Annotated in this window: 15 protein-coding genes; 7 read left to right on the top strand and 8 right to left on the bottom strand. The window is 62.6% G+C overall.

All coding sequences use genetic code 11. The features are described 5' to 3' along the window. Positions 1–451 precede the first annotated feature (451 nt). The 3 genes from L8F45_RS10440 (at position 452) to L8F45_RS10430 (ending at position 4,602) form a co-directional block, all read left to right on the top strand. The gene (locus L8F45_RS10440; protein ID WP_342362805.1) at positions 452–1,750 is read left to right on the top strand and encodes a Hint domain-containing protein; all 1,299 of its coding nucleotides are present in this window, start codon (positions 452–454) and stop codon (positions 1,748–1,750) included. Between the two features lie 210 nt (positions 1,751–1,960). Beyond that, positions 1,961–3,298, top strand: a complete 1,338-nt coding sequence (locus L8F45_RS10435; protein WP_342362804.1) for a hypothetical protein — start codon at positions 1,961–1,963, stop codon at positions 3,296–3,298. Positions 3,299–3,378: 80 nt separating this feature from the next. Continuing rightward, positions 3,379–4,602: a hypothetical protein gene (locus tag L8F45_RS10430; protein WP_342362803.1), complete on the top strand. Its 1,224-nt coding sequence runs from the start codon at positions 3,379–3,381 to the stop codon at positions 4,600–4,602. 19 nt (positions 4,603–4,621) lie between these two features. On the opposite strand, the gene L8F45_RS10425 is transcribed toward L8F45_RS10430, so the two are convergent. The 8 genes from L8F45_RS10425 to L8F45_RS10390 all read right to left on the bottom strand — a co-directional run bounded on the left by L8F45_RS10425 (position 4,622) and on the right by L8F45_RS10390 (position 14,650). Beyond that, positions 4,622–5,917, bottom strand: coding sequence for a hypothetical protein (locus L8F45_RS10425; protein ID WP_342362802.1), 1,296 nt, complete (start codon positions 5,915–5,917; stop codon positions 4,622–4,624). Next, positions 5,914–7,497, bottom strand: a complete 1,584-nt coding sequence (locus L8F45_RS10420) for a glycosyltransferase (RefSeq protein ID WP_342362801.1) — start codon at positions 7,495–7,497, stop codon at positions 5,914–5,916. Before L8F45_RS10420 ends, L8F45_RS10425 begins: the two co-directional genes overlap by 4 nt. Before the next feature lie 3 nt (positions 7,498–7,500). Continuing rightward, positions 7,501–8,649, bottom strand: a complete 1,149-nt coding sequence (locus L8F45_RS10415; protein ID WP_342362800.1) for a glycosyltransferase family protein — start codon at positions 8,647–8,649, stop codon at positions 7,501–7,503. Then, on the bottom strand, positions 8,646–9,632 hold the full coding sequence (locus L8F45_RS10410; RefSeq protein WP_342362799.1) for a hypothetical protein: 987 nt from the start codon (positions 9,630–9,632) through the stop codon (positions 8,646–8,648). Before L8F45_RS10410 ends, L8F45_RS10415 begins: the two co-directional genes overlap by 4 nt. Beyond that, entirely contained in the window at positions 9,629–11,128 is a 1,500-nt protein-coding gene (locus L8F45_RS10405; RefSeq protein ID WP_342362798.1) for a glycosyltransferase family 4 protein, read from the bottom strand. The genes L8F45_RS10410 and L8F45_RS10405 overlap by 4 nt, the downstream gene beginning before the upstream one ends. A gap of 25 nt (positions 11,129–11,153) precedes the next feature. Further along, on the bottom strand, positions 11,154–12,011 hold the full coding sequence (locus L8F45_RS10400) for a WcbI family polysaccharide biosynthesis putative acetyltransferase (RefSeq protein WP_342362797.1): 858 nt from the start codon (positions 12,009–12,011) through the stop codon (positions 11,154–11,156). 126 nt (positions 12,012–12,137) lie between these two features. Further along, on the bottom strand, positions 12,138–13,586 hold the full coding sequence (locus L8F45_RS10395; protein ID WP_342362796.1) for a hypothetical protein: 1,449 nt from the start codon (positions 13,584–13,586) through the stop codon (positions 12,138–12,140). Between the two features lie 68 nt (positions 13,587–13,654). After that, positions 13,655–14,650 carry a polysaccharide pyruvyl transferase family protein gene (locus L8F45_RS10390; RefSeq protein ID WP_342362795.1) on the bottom strand — a complete coding sequence of 332 codons (996 nt, stop codon included), beginning with the start codon at positions 14,648–14,650 and terminating at the stop codon, positions 13,655–13,657. A gap of 176 nt (positions 14,651–14,826) precedes the next feature. Between L8F45_RS10390 and L8F45_RS10385 the strand changes: the two genes are divergently transcribed. The 4 genes from L8F45_RS10385 to L8F45_RS10370 all read left to right on the top strand — a co-directional run bounded on the left by L8F45_RS10385 (position 14,827) and on the right by L8F45_RS10370 (position 19,509). Beyond that, positions 14,827–15,708 carry an FkbM family methyltransferase gene (locus tag L8F45_RS10385; RefSeq protein ID WP_342362794.1) on the top strand — a complete coding sequence of 294 codons (882 nt, stop codon included), beginning with the start codon at positions 14,827–14,829 and terminating at the stop codon, positions 15,706–15,708. Between the two features lie 955 nt (positions 15,709–16,663). Then, complete coding sequence (locus L8F45_RS10380) at positions 16,664–17,566, top strand: hypothetical protein (protein WP_342362793.1); 903 nt, start codon at positions 16,664–16,666, stop codon at positions 17,564–17,566. Between the two features lie 44 nt (positions 17,567–17,610). Beyond that, a complete protein-coding gene (locus tag L8F45_RS10375; RefSeq protein WP_342362792.1) occupies positions 17,611–18,612 on the top strand; it encodes a calcium-binding protein in 1,002 nt (333 codons plus the stop codon). 144 nt (positions 18,613–18,756) lie between these two features. Beyond that, entirely contained in the window at positions 18,757–19,509 is a 753-nt protein-coding gene (locus tag L8F45_RS10370; protein WP_342362791.1) for a SapC family protein, read from the top strand. Position 19,510 lies beyond the last annotated feature (1 nt).

Raw genomic sequence — 19,510 nt, 5'->3', positions numbered from 1 at the left:
CGCGCGATCGCTTGGGGCGCGATCCAAAATTCTTTTGAGATAAATTGTTCTGTTGCGAAGCGACGTCGCCGGATAGCTTCGCTTTGCGAATGTTTCCGGATTTTTCTCGGGAGGGTGTTCTTGACCAAAGGATAGGCGGAGCAGATTCATTTGTCAGCTCAGCGGAATGACGCATTTTGATTCAATCTCGAGGCAAGCGGATTTTTGCAACGAACGTAGCGAGTTGATCGAGACGCGACCGCTCAACGGAAATATTGCGACGTTCATTTGAGTCGATTGCCGCGTCGCCGCGTTAATTTCGCTTAACCGCGCTTTCCACCAAATCGGCCGTTTGCTTGACCACCAGCGGCGCAGCGCGTTCCCTGCCTTCCATCTTACGCCAGCGGCCCGTTCATCTCTGGCCCGCGATTCATGGTTGATAGGGATTCACGTTTGAGGAGTGGAGACGGTCATGGCTCGGATCAAGGGAACGCATAACGACGATGTCCTCCATGGCGGCTCAAACGACGACGTCATCCATGGATTTTCAGGCGATGATGTTCTGTTCGGCGGCTCCGGCGATGATTCCCTCTATGGCGGTTCTGGCGACGATGTTCTCTATGGCGGCTCCGGCGACGACGTGTTGAAAGGCGGATCGGGCGACGATCAGCTTTTCGGCGGAAGCGGCGACGATCAACTCTCCGGCGGCTCCGGCGATGACGCGCTCGACGGCGGTTCGGGCGACGACTCGCTCGATGGCGGCTCCGGCGATGATCAACTCTCTGGCGGCTCCGGAGACGATGTGCTCAAGGGCGGCTCCGGCGATGATGTTCTCGTAGGCGGCTCCGGCGACGACGTGCTGAAAGGCGGCGCGGGCGATGATATTCTTGTTGGCGGAACGGGCGATAACGTGCTCACCGGCGGTTCGGGCGATGACACTTTCGTCTTTTCCGATGATGCAGGTTCGAGCGCTGCGGCCGGCCTGAGGGCTTTCGCCGCCGCCAGCGATACCGGTTCGAATACGATCACCGATCTTGGCCCCGGCGATAAAATCGATCTGACCGCAATCACGAGCGTCACCGACGTCAGCGATCTCACGATCGAGGAAGTCAATGGCGATACCGTGATCACCTTGCCGGACGGCAATACGATCACGGTGCAGGGCCTCGCGCCGGCGCAGGTGTTGTCGCATATCGAGGTCGCTTGCCTGATGCGCGGAACGATGGTCCGCACGCCGGCCGGCGAGGTCCCGGTCGAGCAGCTCGCCATCGGCGACGAAGTGCTGACCATCGACGGCTCCTGCGAGCGGATCAAATGGATCGGGAAGCGCGCCTATTCAAGACCGTTCCTTGCGCGCGGCGAGAAGATCGCGCCGATCTGTTTCGCGCCGGACTCGCTCGGCGCGCAACAGCCGTCACGTCCGCTCTATGTCTCGCCCGAGCATGCGATCTATGTCGACAACGTGCTCGTGCCGGCGAAACTGCTCCAGAATGGCGCTTCGATCAGGCGCGCGAGCGACTTCGATCTCGTCGAATATTTCCATCTGGAGTTCGACGAGCCGCAAGTGATCTGGACGAACGGCGCGCCGACAGAAAGCTATGTCGATACCGGCAATCGCCGCATGTTCGCGAACTATGACGAATATGTCGGTCTGCATGGAGAACCGGATGGCGACGAGGAACGCAATCGTCGGTTCTATGCGGTCTATGGCGGCGCCGCGCTCGTCGCGATTCGTCGCAGGCTTCAGGGCGACATTGCCGCCGCGATCTGAAATCCGGCTCATGATGATCAGGCGACGCCGCAACTCGGCGTCGCCTGCATCGTTTCTAGAGCATGGCGCGAAAAAGTGGATACCGGTTTTTCGCAAAAGCCATGCTCTAAACTTCTGGAATCGATCACGTTCCCGCATTTTGATTGATTCAATCAAAATGCGGCGTGATCTAGAGAGTGCGCATCCGCCGCGGCGAGCGTGGCTGACGCAATGAATTTTCAGTCGAGCGGGCGCACAATTTCTGCAATCTCCGAAAAGGCTGACATCCGTCCGCTCAGGCTGGCGGCGCTCGGCGACGGCGTAATCGGTCCGCTGTCTTCGATGCGCCGCGGCGCCAGCGGGCCGGAATGCGCGTTCATCGATCAGCGTTTTCCGATCTGGCTGGGGATGCTGCTGCCGGGAGTCGAGGCGTCCGAGAATGCGATCGTCGGCGCGCCGGGCGAATTCGCGACCGAGATCGCTGCGCGCGCGAACGCGCTGCTCGATCTTCATCCGCTTCCCGACGCCGTGCTCATCTGCGCTGGCGCCGAGGATTGCGCCGCGGCGGTCAGGGGCGTCGCGCCAGACGCGGATGACGCAGCGCGCGCCTTTCGCGACATGGCCGACCTCTTCGCCGCGCGCGGCGTGAAGCCGATCTTCATCATTCCGCCGCCCAACGCGCTCTTTTCAAACGGGCTGTTCGCGGACCGTTATGTGACGCTGGCCTCGACCTTGCGCCGTCTTTGCCGCGTCGCGACAGGACCGGCTTTGATCGACCCGATCCCCGATCTCCTGAAGCCGCGAGCTCGCGGCATCGAACCCGACCCGCGCTATGCGAGCGAGGCCGGGCTCACCAGTCTTGGCGCTTTCAGGCTGGCGCAGACAGTCGCCGCGCGCTTGCGCGCGCTCTTTCCGCATTTTGATCTCGATGGCGCCGACGACGCCAATAGCGACGCCGCCCTCAATGCGAATCCTTTTCTCGATGAGCCCGGGGGAGAAGTCGCAAGCGTCGTCGTCGGCGCCTGCGCGGCCGGATACCGGATCGATGGTCACGGTCTGGGTGACGCTGCGATCAGGGCGTCGGTCGAACGGTCGCTCGGCCGCAGCGGGCAGCGCATCAGCTTCTCCGGGAGCTATTCCACCGGCTGGGGTTTTGCGCGTCTTCACCAACGCGCGCCGATGGAGGCGATCATGAGCCTCGCTCGCGGCGATGAAATCGAGGCCGTCTGCGACTTCGAGCTTGTCGGACCTGTCGAAAATATCGCCAGCGTCTCGCTGCATGCGACGCCGGTCTGGAACGGTGGTTTCATTGGCCTGCACTCGAGCAGCTACGCCGGGGGGCCTGGCGTCGCCGAGCCGCATCGCGGCCGGTTGCGCACGCCACGTTTTACGCTGCCGCGCGAACTCACGGCGCTTAACCTGTCCTTGCAGGCGCATCTCGTTCCAGGCGCTGACCGGAATGTCAGCGGCGAGCTTCTTGTGCAGTCGCTGATGGTGCGGAAGGCAGCGCCGAGCGCCGTCGGAACGGCAGATCAAACAACCAGGCAGCTCAAACGGAGGCGTGCGTGACCATCGAGGTCTAGTCCAGATTGCAGATCATCGGGGCGGCGCACCAGGCGGTGCGGATGATTTGCGCCAACGCGATCGCGATGAGTGAAGATGTCTGCGCCTATGTCTCCGGCATCCGCATCGGCGTCAATCGCGTCGAGGGCGAGTTCGAGCCTGGCGACATCATCGAATATCCCATTTCCTATTTGCCATGGGTGGATTTGCCGGCCGACGTGCGTTTCGTCTCCGAACGCACGGGAAGAGAGGTCGCCGATCCCTTCCGGATCGCGACTCATGACGATGCGGTGGCGCTTGTCGGCGTCGGCGAGGCGGTGGTGCAGAATGTCGTCATCGCCCAGGGCATGATCCGCGGCCTCGTGATCAACAGGGTCAACGGCCTCTTGCGGCCGCAGATGTTCGCGCGCATCAATGGCGTCGTGCCGCGCGTCATCACTGTCGAGCAGCCGAAGCTTCTTGATGACGGCGGCGCCTCCTTCCAGTTCAGCGCGCAGCTTCATCCCGCAGATCTCGGCGACAACGGGCTGACGGCGGAAATCTTCCTGCTCGGACAGGATCGGCCGCTGACCTCAGTCGCCTATCGCCGCGCGGACATCGACGATCTCACGAAACGCATCGTCGAATTCGAAGCGCGCCTTGCACAGATGTCGCAATCGACGACGCACCGGCTGAAGGCGGCCAACCACGAAGTGAAGCAGCGGCTCGATATGATGCAGCAACGCATCGACGCTTTCATCGAATACGCCGCCTCTTTCATGTTCGATCGCATCGCGGCGACCGAAGTGGCGAGCCTGCCGGGCGCGCCGCCTCTGTCGACGGAGCAGCGCAAGAAAGTCGACGCGTTTTTGTCGATCGTTCGCGACGGCGGAAAAGCCGCCGAGACGCCTCAGCAAAGCGCGGAAGTCGCGGCGGCGCTTGAATCCGCTCTTTTCTCGTTCGGCTGGCGCGAGGTCGAGCAGGATAATGGCGTCGCGGTTCGCTGGATGACCGATAATGCAGTGGTGTTCAATCCGCATCCGGATCGGCCGATCGCCGAGGTGCGCATTGCTCTGTTGACCGGCGGTGGAAGCCAGCCTTCGCTGCGCGCCGCGTTCGATGGCGCGCAGGCGTCTTGCGCTTTTGAACGTAGCAAGCGGAAGGGCGGCGGCTGGCGATTGAACATCACGCCGGCTGCGGGCGAGCCGGTTGCTTGCAAGGCGCTCAGCATCGCCAATCTTGCAGCGAACGCGTCACTCAATGGCGACGCGCAGCGCAAGCGCGCGAATGCGGTCGCCGTTTGCGAGCTGACATTCGTCTATGCCGGCTGATCGCTTTCGAACCGGGGCGCTATTGCGCCGTGATCTCGAAGCGGATGCAGTAATGTGAGATGAATTCGGGCGCGCCCGCTTTCAAGTCGGCGAAAGCGGATCGCCGCGCCGTTGGCGCCATAAGCTGGCCGCGTCCCGGCGCCCAGCCTTTCTCCGGCGGCTGCTCCATGGCGTAGCGCACGGTGAGGATGCGACTGTCGTTTTTTCCGGCGAGATGGATTGCTATGTCTGAAGGGCCGGTGATCTCCACCGATGCGATCTCGACGGCGCCGTTCGGGCCGTTGACGGAAAATCCGAAATTCGGCACAGCCGGCATCCAGGAGCGGTCCCATTGCAGCGGCTGCGATTCCGCCGGCCGCTTGAACGCGATGCGAATGACGTTGCTGTCGAGGCGAGCCGATGTCGGATGCAGCGGCTCGAACGTCTCGCCGCGTTCGACGCGAGCCTGATAGGCGAGCGCCAGCAGATCGCCGAGCATCATCCGCCCGATCGCCGATTGATGCACGGCGTCGTTGAGCGGGAATTGATACATCGGTCCCGCCAGCGTCGTGTCGTGCGACCTTGCGCGCGCGACGTCCCATTGTGCGAGCGCGACGTCTTTCGCGCTCGCCTGCTGGATGTTGCTGGCGTTCGTCTGCAGCAGGATTGCGAGCGGCGGTGCAGCCTGCCCGGTTTGATTTCTCAGTTCCGGAAGAGTCTCGTCGAGCAGCTTCGTCAGTGCGCGCGCATAGACCTCGCGTCCCGGCGGTCCTGACTCGCCCTGGATCAGCACCAGCGCGGCGATGCGCGCATCCATGGCTTCATCCAGGAGCGCCTCGCGCATGCGCCGGGCGACCGCAACAAGATCAAGCCAGGCCGCGCTTCCCTTCTGGAACGCTGCGAGCGGCTGGCCGCCATACCAGACGGTGTGCATGAAATGGCGGCGGCCAAGGGAACTATTATTGCGCCCGAGCGCATAGGCCATGGCGGTCGCGGGAAATGGCGCATAGGCGTCGCGATCCTGCACCTGCCCAAGGCCCTGCAAACGTTTCACATCCACCAAGGTCGCGCCATAGGTCTGCTGCGCGCCGCGAAAGGCGAAGGTCGTGTCGGGAAAGACGGGCGCAGTAAGAACGGCCTTCGCGCTTCCGCCGGCGCCTGCGTTTGACTGGCCGTAGAACAGGATGCCGTCGACTTGCGTGCGCGATTTGACGGCGGTTGCGCCGCCGCGAACCGCTCTCGGCGGCGTGAAGGCGAAAGCGCTCTTCGCCAGCAGCGCCGCGAGCGATGTCGCGATAAAATATCGGCGCTGTCGATCCGGCTGATCGCGCCTCATATCTGCAGGTCTGGCCGCGCGGCGCTGATGGCCGCAAGGCGCTCGCCAAGCGCTGCAGCGACCGTGTCGAGGCCGTAAGCGCTTTCGACGAAAGCGCGTGCGCGCGCGCGCATGTCGCGATCGCCGCCGAGGCGCGCGCGCGCATCCTGCAATTTGGCGATGGCGTCCTCGATCGAGGGCTCGGCCCATTGGCCGCCGTGATGAAAGGCGTATTCGCCCGCGGCCACATCACGCAGCTTGTAGGAGACAGGAAAGCCTCTGGTCGCGTCGACGAACGAGGTCGATCCGGACCAATTGGTGGAGATGACGGCGACGCCAAGCGCCATCGCTTCCGCAATGACGCGCCCGAATCCTTCGGCGCGGTGAAGCGAGACAAGACAGTCCGCGCGCACGATCAGTCCGGCGGTCTGCGCGCGCGTCAGCGTTCGATCCATGATGATGCAACGGGGATCGCCGCCTGTCAGCTCGCTGAGCCGGCGCGCGGCGTCCGGCCGCGCATGGGAATTGATCGTCTTGATGATCAGCTTCTCGCCTCCGGGGAAGGGGAAGGCGCGCCTGAACGCCGCGATCGCGCCCTCCGGATTCTTGCGGGCGATGAAAGAATTGAAGTCGAACATTGTCAGAAAGACGACGTCCTCTTCCTCGACGCTATAGGAAGCGAGATCGATCGGCTCCGGCGTGAGGATGTTGAGATAGGGCGGCATCAGCCTGACGGGCTTACGCGTCAGCTTCCGATAGACATCAACCAGAAAGTCGCTTGGCGCCCAGATTTCATCGACGAGATCGAAAACGCCGCGCCAATGCTCCGGCAGCGTCGTCAGCTCCCACGGCCAATAGCCGATATTATAGCGGCCATGAAAGAGCGCTGGCCCCCGCTCGACGCGCAACCGCGCCGTTTCGAAGGGCGGCAGCGCGAAGATATTCACGGGGAAAATCGGCCGATCGCAGCACAACGCCTCGAGGCCATGCGATTGCGAGGCTCCGATCGCATCATCGAGCGAGACATTGACGAGCGCGCGCGGCGCGCCGGCGTGGCCGAGAGCGGCGGCGAGCGCGCGAACATCCTCGCCGATGCCCATGACATTGCCGCCGAAGCCGATGACGTTCACGCCCGGCAGGTCGCCGCGCGCGGCGTGCGGTCTGGCGTTCATGTCATTGGCTTCGTGCGCCGCTCTCTCCGCTGCCGACACCAGCGGCGCGACGCCGAGCTCCGCGGCGCCATTGGCGTAGTACCAATCGTGAAAGCCTGGCAGATCGTCCTTGAATCTCGCGCGCACATCCGCGCGGCTCATCAATGCATAGGCGGCGAGGCGCGTGGCGCAGGGCGGCATGGGCGCTGCAAGAAAGGCGAGATAGGCCGGCGAGAAGACGACATGCGGATAACGCCGCCAGCCTTCGAACGCGAACCAGAGCAGGAATTTCGCAGCGCGTTCGTCGGTCAGCGCGGCGGGGTCGCTCGTCTGCGCGTGGCCGAGCAGATAGACGGTGCGAAGCGTCTCATTCGCTAGAAGAATATGCGCCGCCGAAGCCGGAGTCGCGCGCGGCGCGCCGATGCGAGAGACGGTTTGCGCGACCGCCATACCTCAGGCCGCGCCGGACAAACGGCGCGCCCGGCCTCCCTGTCGAATGATGTCGGCAAGCAGGTCATATTCCCGCGACACCCGCGCCATGTAGAGCGCGAACACGCGATAGCTCTCTTTCTGCATTTCGTCGCGAAGCTTCGCCGACTCCTGATAGTCGCGCAGCGCCGCCGCCATGTCTTCCATGGCCTCAAGCTGATGAAGCGGATGGCGCGCAGGAATGCCCTCGAACGCGTCGACTGTGCCTATAATCGGCCGACCATAGGCCAGCGCTTCGATCGTCTTGATCTTGAGACCGGTGCCGCCAATCATCGGATTGAGCACGCAGCCGACATGGTCGTAGAAGTCGGTGAGCTTGTCGACCATGCCCATGCGATAAGGATGCGACTTGAGATCGAGCCGGTTGCGCGTGATCGATCCGGCGAGAGCCCAGTCGATGCCGCCGCGCTCGGCGATCGCGAGGTCGAGCGCCGCGATCGAGGCGAGATTGAAGGGGTTTCCGCTGCCGATATAGCCGAAGGTGAAGGAGGGCGGCGGACGCTTGCCGGCGCGTAGCATGAAGTGCGGATCGATAGGGTGTCCGACCGTGATCGTCCGGCCGTTATGCCGAGCGGCGATCTTTGCGCTCTCGGCTTCCTGAATGCCGATCACCACATCGGCGCGCGCGAAGCCGCGATCTTCCTCCGCCAGCGTCGTGAAGAACCAGCGCGGCTCGAGGCGCGCGCGTTCGGCGACCTTCGCGCGATCGCCGAACAGGTCATGGGTGTCGAGAATCTTGAGCGGTCCCGATATCCGCTCGAATATTTTTGACATCCAGACATAGTTGACGATGACGGCGTCATAGCGATGCCTGGCGACGATAGCCGCGACCTGCTCGCAGAGATGATCGCTGCACCAGTCGTCGAGGCCCCATGCATGCGGCAGGGCAGGCGGAGCGAGCGCCAGGGATTTCAGGAAGAAGAAGCGACGCCAGTAGCGGCTCATCGCTTCGAACTGCTCCTGCGACAGCCCTTCCATGCCGTAATAGAAAAAATCGGTCGCGACGCCACGGCGCCGAAGCTCGTCGGCTTCAGCGCGGATGCGCGCGGCGTTGCCCTGATCGGCAGGGTGCGACGCGATCGGTGAGACGATGAGGACGGAGCCCGATGTCATGGCGTCAGGATCATCTTGTCGATGCAAAGACCAAGCAGGCGGCCCGAATTTCGATCGGGCGTCATGCGCGGAATGATCAGCGTGAGCGCGGAATAGTCGCTTCCCCCGGGAATCTCGATGCTGATCTTGCCGCTGGTGTCGGACCACCGGTCGAGCGAGTGGCGGATCGGCCGCCCGTCGAGCTGTGCGGCGACGAGTTCGAGATTGATCGGGTCTTCCGTGCGCGGCACGCAGATTTCAACCAGTCGCGGCCGCTGTCCGGCAGGATGCGGCGCGATCAGACGGAAATGCGCGGAAGGGCCGGTCCACAGCCAGGAATATTGCCTGTCGCCTTCGCTGACATAGCCGCCATCATGGATCATCGAGCGCGCTTCGATGACGGAGTGGCGATCCTTCGCGTCGAAGATCTCCGTGTCGAGCGCCGTGAAGCTGGCGCCGTCGCTGTCGCGCCCCGAACGCGATTGCACATTCTCAAGCGGCGAGAGCAGCACGAAGGCGGGAATGCCGCCGCGCTCGATCAGGCGCGTAACGCGATAGCCCCTCATGCGAACGCGATCCCGCAGCGCTCCGGCCCCGCCGGCGGGCGCCGGAACGAGGAGGGGACAACTCGCGGGGCGCAGCCGTTCGCCGAAACTGGCGAGCGCGTCGAGGCTTTCGAGGCCGATGATGAAGCTTTCGCCCTCAGATGCGATTTGCGGCGGCCATACGAGTTCCGACAGATCCCAGGCGTTGATCGGTTGATGTCCGCCGGACTGCCTGAACCGACTGAGAAAGTCCTGTTCAAATCCATCTCGCGGCAGGGGCAGCACGCGCACCACTTCGCTGGCCGAGTCTTCGCTCATGCAGGCGCGCGGAAAACTCAGATCGATGAGAACGGCTGACCCGACAAGAGATTCGATCGCCTCCTGCAACGTGCGCGCCGGCTGAAGCGCCACGTCGCCGATCGTGGAGCGATTGCGGATGCGTGGAGCGAACGAACTCATCCGCAGGCGCGCCCCATAACGCGCAGGCCGACGCGCTGTTCATCGCCTTCGCTGACGAACCGGATGCTGTCGATTTCGATATGAGGGCCGATCATGGACTCCACCATCGCCGGCGCCCGCGCTGCGGTTTCGGCGAAGCGGTCGGCGGACGCGAACCAGAGCGTGACGTCAAAGTCGTTCGCGGCCGTTCCCACGACATCAGAGAGGTCGGGAAGAGTCTGCTCGATATCGAAGGCGAGGCTGACGGAAGCAGTAGGAGATTTGGCTCCGCTCAGGCTCGACGCGTCGATCTGCGCCTCTGCATCGCCTTGCCTGATCGCATCGAGATACTGCCTGGCGACAGTTTCGATGGAGAGCGACGTGCGCGCAAACTGGCGGGCGCGCTGACCGAACGTCTCGCGCAGCGAGCGATCGGACAGGAGCCGATCGAGCGCGCGCACCAGCGCGCCGACCGTGTCGAACAGGGGCGCATGAATGACGACGTCGCGCGGCAGTTCGGCATAGGCCGCCGTGTCGTTGACGATGCAGCAGCGCCCCGCCGAGAACGCGCGCGCCAGCGTGCCGGAATTCTCGCCGACCGAGGGAAAGCGCAGATTGATCACGATATCCGCAGCGGCGATGTAGCAATCGAGCTTTTCCTCGGAGAGATAGCCGGTGATGTCGCACATCTCCGCCAATCCCGGCCGCGCTTCGATCGCCTTGCTCAACGCATATTCTGATGCGCGCTCTTCACCTGCGTGCGTCCACCGAAAGCGATGGCCGCGCCGTCGCAACTCGTCGAGCGCCTCGATGAGCCAATCGAAGCGCTTCACCTGCGTCGCGAAACCGGAGGTGAGGATCAATGCCTGATCGGGATCGATTCCGAGCTCCTGTCGCGCCTGCCGGCTGGAGTTGATCTTCAGCCGCTTGGCGAAATGCGGAATGACCGAAATCTTCGAAGCCGCCTGCTCGCCATGCACCGCCGCGAGCTTCCGGCGCGCGAATTCGGAATGGACGATGACGCGGCGGGAGCGCGAGAGAATTTCTCCGACCATGTCGAACAGCACATAATTGGCGGCTGTCTTGACTCCAGAGTCGCGCCAATGCTTGGCGTAGATGTCGCCGAGCGCCTGCGCCGGACCGCGCATCCGGCCGAACAGGTCAGCCATCCTGGTCGTTCCGAGCTCATGCACATAGAGCAGGCTGAGATCATGCAGGCTGGTGACGCCGCCGAAGCGCCGGAGCGCGTCAAGCGCGAAGACATGGCCGCTGTTGTTGCCGATCTGATGCAGGATCTGCGAGCGCGGCGTCAGGTGGCGAAACGCCTGCATGGGATCGCGCGCTTCGACGCCGGGCGGCGTCTCGGCCAGCGGGTCCTCGCTGTAGCAAACGCAAGGCGTCATGCGCGCGATTTCGCGCAGCAGCATCGCCGCATAATCGGCGATGCCGTTGCGCGCCGGCGGCAGCGGCGTGAACCAGTTCAGGAGGGGCGAGCGCGCCCCGGCGTCCCCGATCATCGAGACGCTCGCATCACGCGCTCGATCATGAGCAGGTCCGCACAGCGTCGTAGAGCCGGTAAAACGCCTCGACGAGGGACTTACTGTCATAGTCGCGCGCGCCACCAAGCGTCACGGCATGCGGCTCAACCGAAACGATGTCGCGACCGCGATAGATCGTGGTGTGATCGAAAGGCAGCTCGAAGCGACTGACAATGGCCGGGCTCGTCGCGATGTAGCACTCGTCAAGCCGATAGGGCGCTGCCGCCGCTCTCTGAGAGTCGATTCTGATGTCGGCTTTGGTCGCGAGGCGCTCCAGCATCACTGTCAGCAGGCCATTTACCGGGTGATTGGGCGTGTAGAACTGCCGGGACTCCGCGAGCGACTCCGCGATTGCATCGGAGATGGGCGCATCCACGTCGGATTCGCGCGCGCGGAGCTGATCGAGCGAGCCGCCGAATGGGTCAGGCGACGTTTCGAACAGGCCGTCGCCGGCGAAAGCGTCGATCGCCTCTTCGACGCTCTTCCCGGCGGCGTGCGCCGAGCGGACTTGCTCGAAATGGTACTCGCCCAGTGGGCTCAATAGCTTTCCCCACTTCGCGAGATAGACATATTGCACGCCGGGAAAGTAGCCGTCGAAATAAATATTGGGCCATACAGTGACCTTGTCGCCGAATTCGCGACGCACCTCGGCGCTGGAGACCCAGTCGAGATTGTATTCGCGCGAGATTCGTTGTGCGAAAATGGCGTCGGCGCCATTCAGCTTCTCATAGACTCCGTCCTTGTCGGAGTCCTGCATCATGAAGACCGGCGGCAGGCGATCGATCTGAACATCCTGGTTCGCGACTCCCAGCATCATCTCAAGGTGCTGGGCTTGGCAATTGCCAAGGATGCAGATCTTCATGCGAGAGCGCCGACACAAATTGGCCGCGGATCACGGCTCGTTCGACGAGACGATTCAGGGCGTCGAAAGTCAATCGCGGCGCGGGTTCGATGGCGAATATGCTGAGCAAGAGTTAAAATCGATTCATCAAGGTGTCTCCATCGGCGTGGCCGTGAGACTCCATGGCGGCGTGGTGACGCCTGTGCGGCCGAGGGGGCCGCGGCAAGCCGCAGCTTTCGACGTGCGTGCGCGCTCCGGCAGCAGGATTGTCTGTTGGCCGGCGCCTGCATTCGCGCTCCATAACGCATCGCCGGTCGCGCTTTTGAGGAGGAAGAGATTATCGGCTTTCATCATGACGATCTGCAGCGCCTTGCGATTCGCGAGATCATTCGAAAGGCCCGCCAGCGCATGGTAGATCGGGCGCTCGGTTCCCCTCTCGTCAAGCAGACCGAACGAGGAATGACCCCAATTCTGATCCTGAAATTCCCAATGAATGATCGCGCCGACGCCTGCGCCATAAAATCGCAACATGTCTCTCGCTGTGAGAACGCCATAGGGCGCGCCGTTCGCGACATGATCCGGCGCACGCTTCTTGACGTTCATGCGGTCTGACGCATCGGCGGGATAGGGACGGGCGAGACCATATTCGGTCAGCGCGATCTCCGGCTTGCGCTCAAGGCGCGTGAGGTCGGCGAGAAGCGCGTCAAATTCAAGAACCCGATCGCGCCGCGCCGGATTGTCCCAGCCATGGATGCTGAGCACGTCGACAGTATCGAGGATTGCGCGCGCGATGCGCGGGTCGGAGAAAAATGAGCGCGCGGCGGCGACGCTGCTGGCGCCTGGGCCATAGATGAGAGGCAGGGCGATGTTGCGTCGCTTCGCTTCGGCGCGGGCGGCTTCGACAAGCGCGAGATAGTCGGCAGGCGCGATGCGGATGTTCCAGCCCGCGTCTGGCTCATTGGATAATTCGATTGCATCGATATGAATCTCATGAGCGGCGAGATATTTTAAGAGCGCGACGTCGAAGCGCGCGACGAGTTGCGCATCCTGATGCGGGAGTGTGCGTTCGCCGCCTGGCCGCGACGGGGTTTCCGAGGGCAGGGGCGGGGGGGCCCATATCACGAGGTGAAGCTTCGCCTGCGTGCGGCTCTTCATGAGGCGAAGCGCCTCGATTTCGTCGACGATGCGGGAGCGTGCGAATCCGTCCGCGACAAAAGCGTCAAGCTCCACATCGGTCATGCCCGATCTGAGCTGCGGCTGACGAGCCCAGTTGGGGCCAAGCGCGAAACGCAGATGGCGCGGCTTGAGCGCGATGAGACGGTCGACTGCCTGCGGCGCGCGCGCGAGGCTCGCAGGCCATATCTGGACGCCGAAGCTCGGAAACGAAGGCTTGACGCTCGCGCTGGCCGGGCGCGCGTCGCAGCAGGAGACGGCGTCGGCGTCGCAGGCTGCGTTTTGCGCGGCCGCCGCAACCGGCGCCATCAGCGCAGCGGCGACGAGCAGCGCGCGGCCCGATGGCTGCCGCCGCCTCGCCGTTGCGGACTTCTCTTTTAAGCGCTTGCACGCTGCGCACAAGCCGCCGTTGATCTCTCGCAAGGTCGCGCTCCCCGCGTTCGCGGAGTTCAAATCATCGCGCGATCGATGCGACGAAAGTGCGGCTGGATTTAGTCGACCTCGTTGAGGATCGCCCGGCGCAGTCGGAGAATGGCCGCGGTCGCGTCGTTTCGCATGGCGACGCGCGTCGTCCGCGGAATGGGAGCGACATATTTCGGCAGGCGCGCGGTCAGATCCTCATGGATGAAATGGCTGATCAGGTCCTCGCGTTCGATCAGGCGATAGAGATTGAGGAACTTGTCCGTGGTCGTGAGCGTGATGGCGGGGACGCCATAGGCCATGGCGACAACGCAACCATGGAATTTCGTGCTGGCGATCACGTCGCAGGCGCCGATCTCCTTGGTGAGCTGGTGAATATCGTTGGGGTCGACGAGCTTCGCGTGGGAATAATCCCATTCCTTGAGCCCCGTGAGATCGTCGTCGCGGATCATGCCGGTTCCGAGCACGATATTTCTGATTTCGTAGCCGAATGTGCGCGCGCGTTCGCACAGCGCGGTGATGTTGTCCCATCTGGTCTGGCCAGGCGTCAGCTTGCGTGTGATCAGGCCGAACACCTTCTTCTTGGGATCACGCGGCGCGACGGGGAAATCGAGCGAGAACACCATGTCGACGCTGTATTCGACGGGCGCCGTCGGCTTCAGCTTGTCGATGATCCAGCGCGCGCTCTCGCGATCGCGGGCGTTGATGCGCTTGATGTTGGGATGTTGCACGAATTTCGCGATGCGCTCGACGACGGCGGGGTCTTCGCCTGTCCAGAGCGGCACGCCGACGCCGTGGAGATAGACCGGCTTCTCCAGGAACTTGTCGTCGAAATAGCTCGATGCGAAATATTTGGGCAGGAGCAGATCGCCGCCGCCGATGATGATGGCGTCGAGAGATTCAATTTTAGCATAAGCTTTATCGCTGTAGATCGGCGTCTTTAAACTGTCCTGAAGAACGGAAACTTCACAATCATAGAAAAACTTTTTGTAGACATCGACGAAGAGCTCATCTCCATAGTTGCCGTAGCCGAAATATCCGACGAGTCCGATCTTGCGACGTGTCATCCGCTCCGCTCCGCGTTGGCTTCAGTCGGCGGCGAAGCGTGAAGTCGCGTCGTCTCGCCAGTCGGGACAAGGATGGCATTGGCTTTGCTGAAGTCACCACCGGAAATTGCATTCTGCGCTTCACAGAGTGCGATTAGGATGACCAAGAGGTTGATGCTTAAAATTGGGAGTATTCCGTGCGCATCACGACCGCAGACGAACTGATGACCGCCGCGCCGGCGACGCATTTTATCAAATCATGGAGCGGCATCATCGATCCGAAGGATGCAGCCGGCGTCACAAAGAACAGCGTTTGGGCGCAGTTGAATCAGAATGAGCCGCATGAGCCGCATTTCCGGATTTTCGCGGGGTTGACCGGAGGTCAGCTCTTCATGGATGTCGGCGCGAATTGCGGCCAGTCCATCATCTCCTTCAAATCCGTCAATCCGGAGGCGCAGATCAGATCTTTCGAGCCTGCAACCTTCAGCTTCGCCATCGCGAGCCGCGTGGCGCGGGTGTTTCAGGAGGCGCAAGTGTTCAATTTCGGCCTCAGCGACAGGACGACGCGATTGCCGATCTTCACGCCGGTCATCGACGGGCTGCTGGTGACGCCGCTCAGCGCGCTCGACCCCTCGGCGTTCGAGCCGAACGGCACGATGCACCGGTTTCTCATGGAAGACATCGCCAAGGGCGCGGACGTCTCGCTGTTCTCGCAGGAGATCGAACTGCGGCGCGGTGATGAATTCGCGCTGTCGCCCGATGTGATCAAGATCGACGTCGAGGGCGCCGAACTCCAGGTCCTGGCGGGACTTGAAGAGACCATCGGCGCGCATCGTCCGCTGATCATGACCGAGAAGTCCGACGCGGTCGGCATCGCTCGCTTCCTCGCCGACTTCGATTACGAGCCCTATCGCTATGACGAGAAGCTTGTGGATCGACCAGCCCTCAAGCATCTGCCTGTCGTCGAAGGGATGAATCCCGACCATCTGCCGCTGAACGTCTTCTATATCTGCCGCGACAAGCTCGCGCTCTATCGCGGAGAATTCGGCATGCAGATTGAGGGGCCTGCCGGACACTAACGAAGGCGATTGTTGAGCGCCGCAGTGATCTCGATCACTGCGGCGCGTCTTTATGCAATTTCTTTGTGTGATGGCGCAGGCGAAACGGCCTGCGCGAATTGGCGACGTTAGATCACGCCGCATTTTGACTGAATCAATCAAAATGCGGGAACGTGATCGATTCCAAAAACTTAGAGCATGGCTTTCGCAGAGCGAACGCTCGCGTTCGTCTCGGAAGAACCGGCTCCCACTTTTTCGCGCCATGCTCTTGCGCGCCAAAACCGATCGTGAAGTCGCGGACCACTCGCGCGACGCATTGATCAAGCTTCGCTCATCGTCTGATCTCGCATTTTGAGTCGTCGCGCCCGTTGAGTCTTGGCGCTCGCGCTGGATCACATCCATCGATCGATTGAGACGTGGCGTCCTGCTCGACTGACGGCCAATTGCGCGTAGTGCGGAAAATTTTGGCGCCTTCGACATGTCTTTTAGCGCGGCGCAGCAAACCGCCGCTGAAAAAGCTAAATCTCATTAACCATTCGACGAAGATCGGGGCGGGCGGGATCACGCAACGCTCGGCTTCGATCCGGGCGACGCGGCCAAGGAGCGCTTTCGCATTTGCGGCCGATCTGATGTCATCGCGAATTTCGAGTACGATATTTGTCTGTAGAGATGCAGATGCGGAAAGTAGTTATTGCCACGATCTGTATTTACCGATCGAGTTGGAGACCTTGCGAACACTTAATTGTCATCAGGCGGTCGCTGTATCGAGCATTTATTACATGGATATACGTATAATTATCAATTTTATTATATTTATATCGAAGATTAACGAGGGATTATACTTACAATTACAGCCAATCTTCGTTGACTTGAGGGGGGCTATGGCGCACCCATGGTGCATCCGGCATCGCGAGGTTGCGTCGCAATGGACTTGAGCCCGCTCGCAGACCAAATCAATTCAGCGCGGACGATCCGCGTGACGCAGGGTCTGTTTGTTCTGCGCTACGTCTCGTCGAAAGCGGGTCTGAACGCGCCGACCGTGCTGGTCTCGACGCCGCCGGGATCGCCGGTGGACGTGATCAGCCCCGGCGAGGGCGGTCCGCAACTCGTCTCGCCGGGCGACGGTGTCGTGGTCCGCGCCGCGCGCGACGCCTTTCTCAATCTGACCGTTCGCCCATCGCACATCAATGGCAGTTGCGACGCCGAACTGGTGCTGGAACGGGTCTCCACGACCATCCGCCAGGCCGAACCCCTGCCGGAACCGGAAGATTTCACGCGCGGCGGCTCAGTGCCGCTCTCCGATGACATCGAGATTCTCGCGCATGTCTCCCGTCGCGGCGACGTCGTGACGAAATCGGGTCAATGGATCTGCGGGCCGCAGCTTCCGATGGCGATCGAAGGCGTCGAGATCAGATGGAAGAACCGCCCGCAGGGCGTCGATATTCTCGCACAGGCCACCATCAACGCGCGTGGGCTGCGCCAGCTTCCTGAGCAGCCGATCGGTTCATTCGTTGGCACACGCGGCAAGGCTGCGCCGCTGACTGCGCTCAATCTCGCGGTTGTCGGCCCCGCGGCCGATGATTTCTCGCTCGCCTGCGACGCCCTGTTCCTTGGCGCGTCGGTGATGAATGTCAGCGGAAAATCCTGCGCGCTGTCAGGCGCGACCGGATGGGAGCCGCTTGTCGGCTTGCGCATCTCCGTCGTCTCCGCAGTCGATCAGGCTGCGCGGCAGACGGTCGGTTTCCTGCGCTCCAGGGCCGCTGAAGAAGAAGTCGCTCCGCCTCTGGCGGCGCGGCGGCCCGTGGAGGCGCCAAGCCGCGTCCGCGTGTTCCGCTCTTCGCGCGCGCGGCCTGCGCCCGCGCTGCTTTTGTCGAAATAAGCTTATCCACCAAGTAAACGTACCCGACCCGATGGAGATGCTCCATGGCGACTTATGACTACACGACTGATCAATTGAGCGATCTCATCGACGGGAGCGGCGTCTTTTCGTCTGACGACCGTGACGACATCATTCAGGCCCTGCAGCATGCCGGCGTGTTCTCGACGTCTTCCTCATCCGGAGACGACGCGCATACGGTGGTGACGACCCCGGATCATATCCCGGACGGCGGCAATGAAATCGTCTTTGTCGAGGGTTCGCCCGACGGTCATCTCGATCTCAACGCGGCCAACACCGCCTATGTCTTCGACACGAATGACACTGTGGACGCCTCTCTCCATGGAACCGGCAGCCATGTGCTCGTCACTGGCGGCGGCGATGATCTCGTCACCACCGACGGCTCCAGCAGCGATTACATCAATGTCGGCGATGGCGATAACCATGTCGAGGCCGGTTCCGGCAATGACACGGTTGTTGGCGGCGACGGCAATGACGACTTCACCGCCGGCTCCGGCAACGATCTCATCGAGGTGAGCGGCGGCGACAATTTCGCCGATGGCGGCTCCGGCAGCGATACAGTCGTTGGCGGCGACGGCAACGATCACTTCCTCGGCGGCGCCGGCGATGACACGATCACCGGCGGCGGCGGCGACGACACGGTCGACGGCGGCTCCGGCGCTGATCACTTCGATATGGGCGACGGCAACGACTCCATCACCGGCGGTTCCGGCGCGGATACGATCTTCGGCGGCGGCGGCGATGACAAGATCGATGGCGGCTCCGGCGCCGACGTCATCCATGTCGGCGACGGCGACTCATCGGTCCTCGGCGGCAGCGGCAACGACTCCGTCTATATCGACGGCCATGGCGCGAGCACTGTGGTTGGCGGCTCCGGCAACGACACCTTGTTCATCGAAAGCCAAAATTCAACCGATCCGCATACGACCACGGTCGACCATGGCGTCACCACGGTTACTTTCGCGGATGGCGATACGCTCACCTATTCCGAGGTCGAGAAGATCGTGTTCCACGATCAGCCGCATTAAGAAGCGGCCGCTGCGCGGGCGGGCCTGCTTTGAAGAGCAGGTTCGCCCTCGACAAAATCAGAGACGCGGCGCGCACGCCGCGTCTTTCGCTTCACAGGCGCCGTGACGCCTTTTTGTTGGTTTGTGGGAGCGCGCTCGCCCGAGATGGATGCATGGGCTCAGCTTTACGAGGCGCCCGCGGCTCTGTCGAAGGACTGGGGCCATCACCGGATTTATGCTCCCGCCGCTTATCGCCTGGTGCGCACCGCATCGCTCATCCCGATCGTTCACGCCGAAATCCTCGCGCTCGCGACGCTCTTTCCCACCTGCTGGGCGACGACGCCGTCAGGCCCGGTGCTGAGCGTTCTGCGCACACTGTTGCCGGATGGGGCTGGTATTCCGGGCGGCGAGAAAGGCGCCGTCAGCGCGCTGCCGCTGGCGTTCCAGGCCTATCCCATCGTGACGCCGCATGAGGAAGGCGTCGAGCCGCAGCGAATTTTCGTTGATCGCGCGATCGCGGACGCGCCGACGGATATCGGCGCGCCGCTGATGCTCACCGACGGACGCCTGGCGCGTGCGACTGCTGCGCGCGCGCGGACGGCGCTACAGGCGGGCCGCGCGCTTCCTGCGACGCGCGCCTTGTCGCGCTTCCTGCATGAGGAGGGGCTTCTCGAGCCCTGGCCGCTGCGCTTCGATCTCGGCGAAGGCGAATCCGTCGACATTGATCATCTCATGGTTCTGTCGCGCGCGCGCCTTGATGATCCCGCCGTCTACAAGGCCATTCGGTCATTCGGGATCGAAGCGGCGCTCTTCATGTCGACGCATCGTCTCTCGCTGTTCCGGGTCTCGGGCCTGCTGTCCGCCGCGAAGGCCGCGATCGCGGCGCGCGCCAAAACTTCTTCTCGATCGGCGGCGTGAG

The organism is Terrirubrum flagellatum (assembly GCF_022059845.1).
In the GTDB taxonomy this organism is placed as follows: domain Bacteria; phylum Pseudomonadota; class Alphaproteobacteria; order Rhizobiales; family Beijerinckiaceae; genus Terrirubrum; species Terrirubrum flagellatum.
The sequence above is the reverse complement of the archived record's forward strand: the minus strand, read 5'-3'. Positions and strand labels throughout refer to the sequence as shown.

What these genes read in the sequence shown, in the direction of transcription:
- L8F45_RS10430 (WP_342362803.1), top strand. Translation starts at nt 3,379, where the DNA reads ATGAGTGAAGATGTCTGCGCCTATGTCTCCGGCATCCGCATCGGCGTC.
- L8F45_RS10370 (WP_342362791.1), top strand. Translation starts at nt 18,757, where the DNA reads ATGGATGCATGGGCTCAGCTTTACGAGGCGCCCGCGGCTCTGTCGAAG.
- L8F45_RS10410 (WP_342362799.1), bottom strand. Translation starts at nt 9,632, where the DNA reads ATGAGTTCGTTCGCTCCACGCATCCGCAATCGCTCCACGATCGGCGAC.
- L8F45_RS10375 (WP_342362792.1), top strand. Translation starts at nt 17,611, where the DNA reads ATGGCGACTTATGACTACACGACTGATCAATTGAGCGATCTCATCGAC.
- L8F45_RS10440 (WP_342362805.1), top strand. Translation starts at nt 452, where the DNA reads ATGGCTCGGATCAAGGGAACGCATAACGACGATGTCCTCCATGGCGGC.
- L8F45_RS10405 (WP_342362798.1), bottom strand. Translation starts at nt 11,128, where the DNA reads ATGATCGGGGACGCCGGGGCGCGCTCGCCCCTCCTGAACTGGTTCACG.
- L8F45_RS10420 (WP_342362801.1), bottom strand. Translation starts at nt 7,497, where the DNA reads ATGGCGGTCGCGCAAACCGTCTCTCGCATCGGCGCGCCGCGCGCGACT.
- L8F45_RS10390 (WP_342362795.1), bottom strand. Translation starts at nt 14,650, where the DNA reads ATGACACGTCGCAAGATCGGACTCGTCGGATATTTCGGCTACGGCAAC.
- L8F45_RS10425 (WP_342362802.1), bottom strand. Translation starts at nt 5,917, where the DNA reads ATGAGGCGCGATCAGCCGGATCGACAGCGCCGATATTTTATCGCGACA.
- L8F45_RS10400 (WP_342362797.1), bottom strand. Translation starts at nt 12,011, where the DNA reads ATGAAGATCTGCATCCTTGGCAATTGCCAAGCCCAGCACCTTGAGATG.
- L8F45_RS10415 (WP_342362800.1), bottom strand. Translation starts at nt 8,649, where the DNA reads ATGACATCGGGCTCCGTCCTCATCGTCTCACCGATCGCGTCGCACCCT.
- L8F45_RS10435 (WP_342362804.1), top strand. Translation starts at nt 1,961, where the DNA reads ATGAATTTTCAGTCGAGCGGGCGCACAATTTCTGCAATCTCCGAAAAG.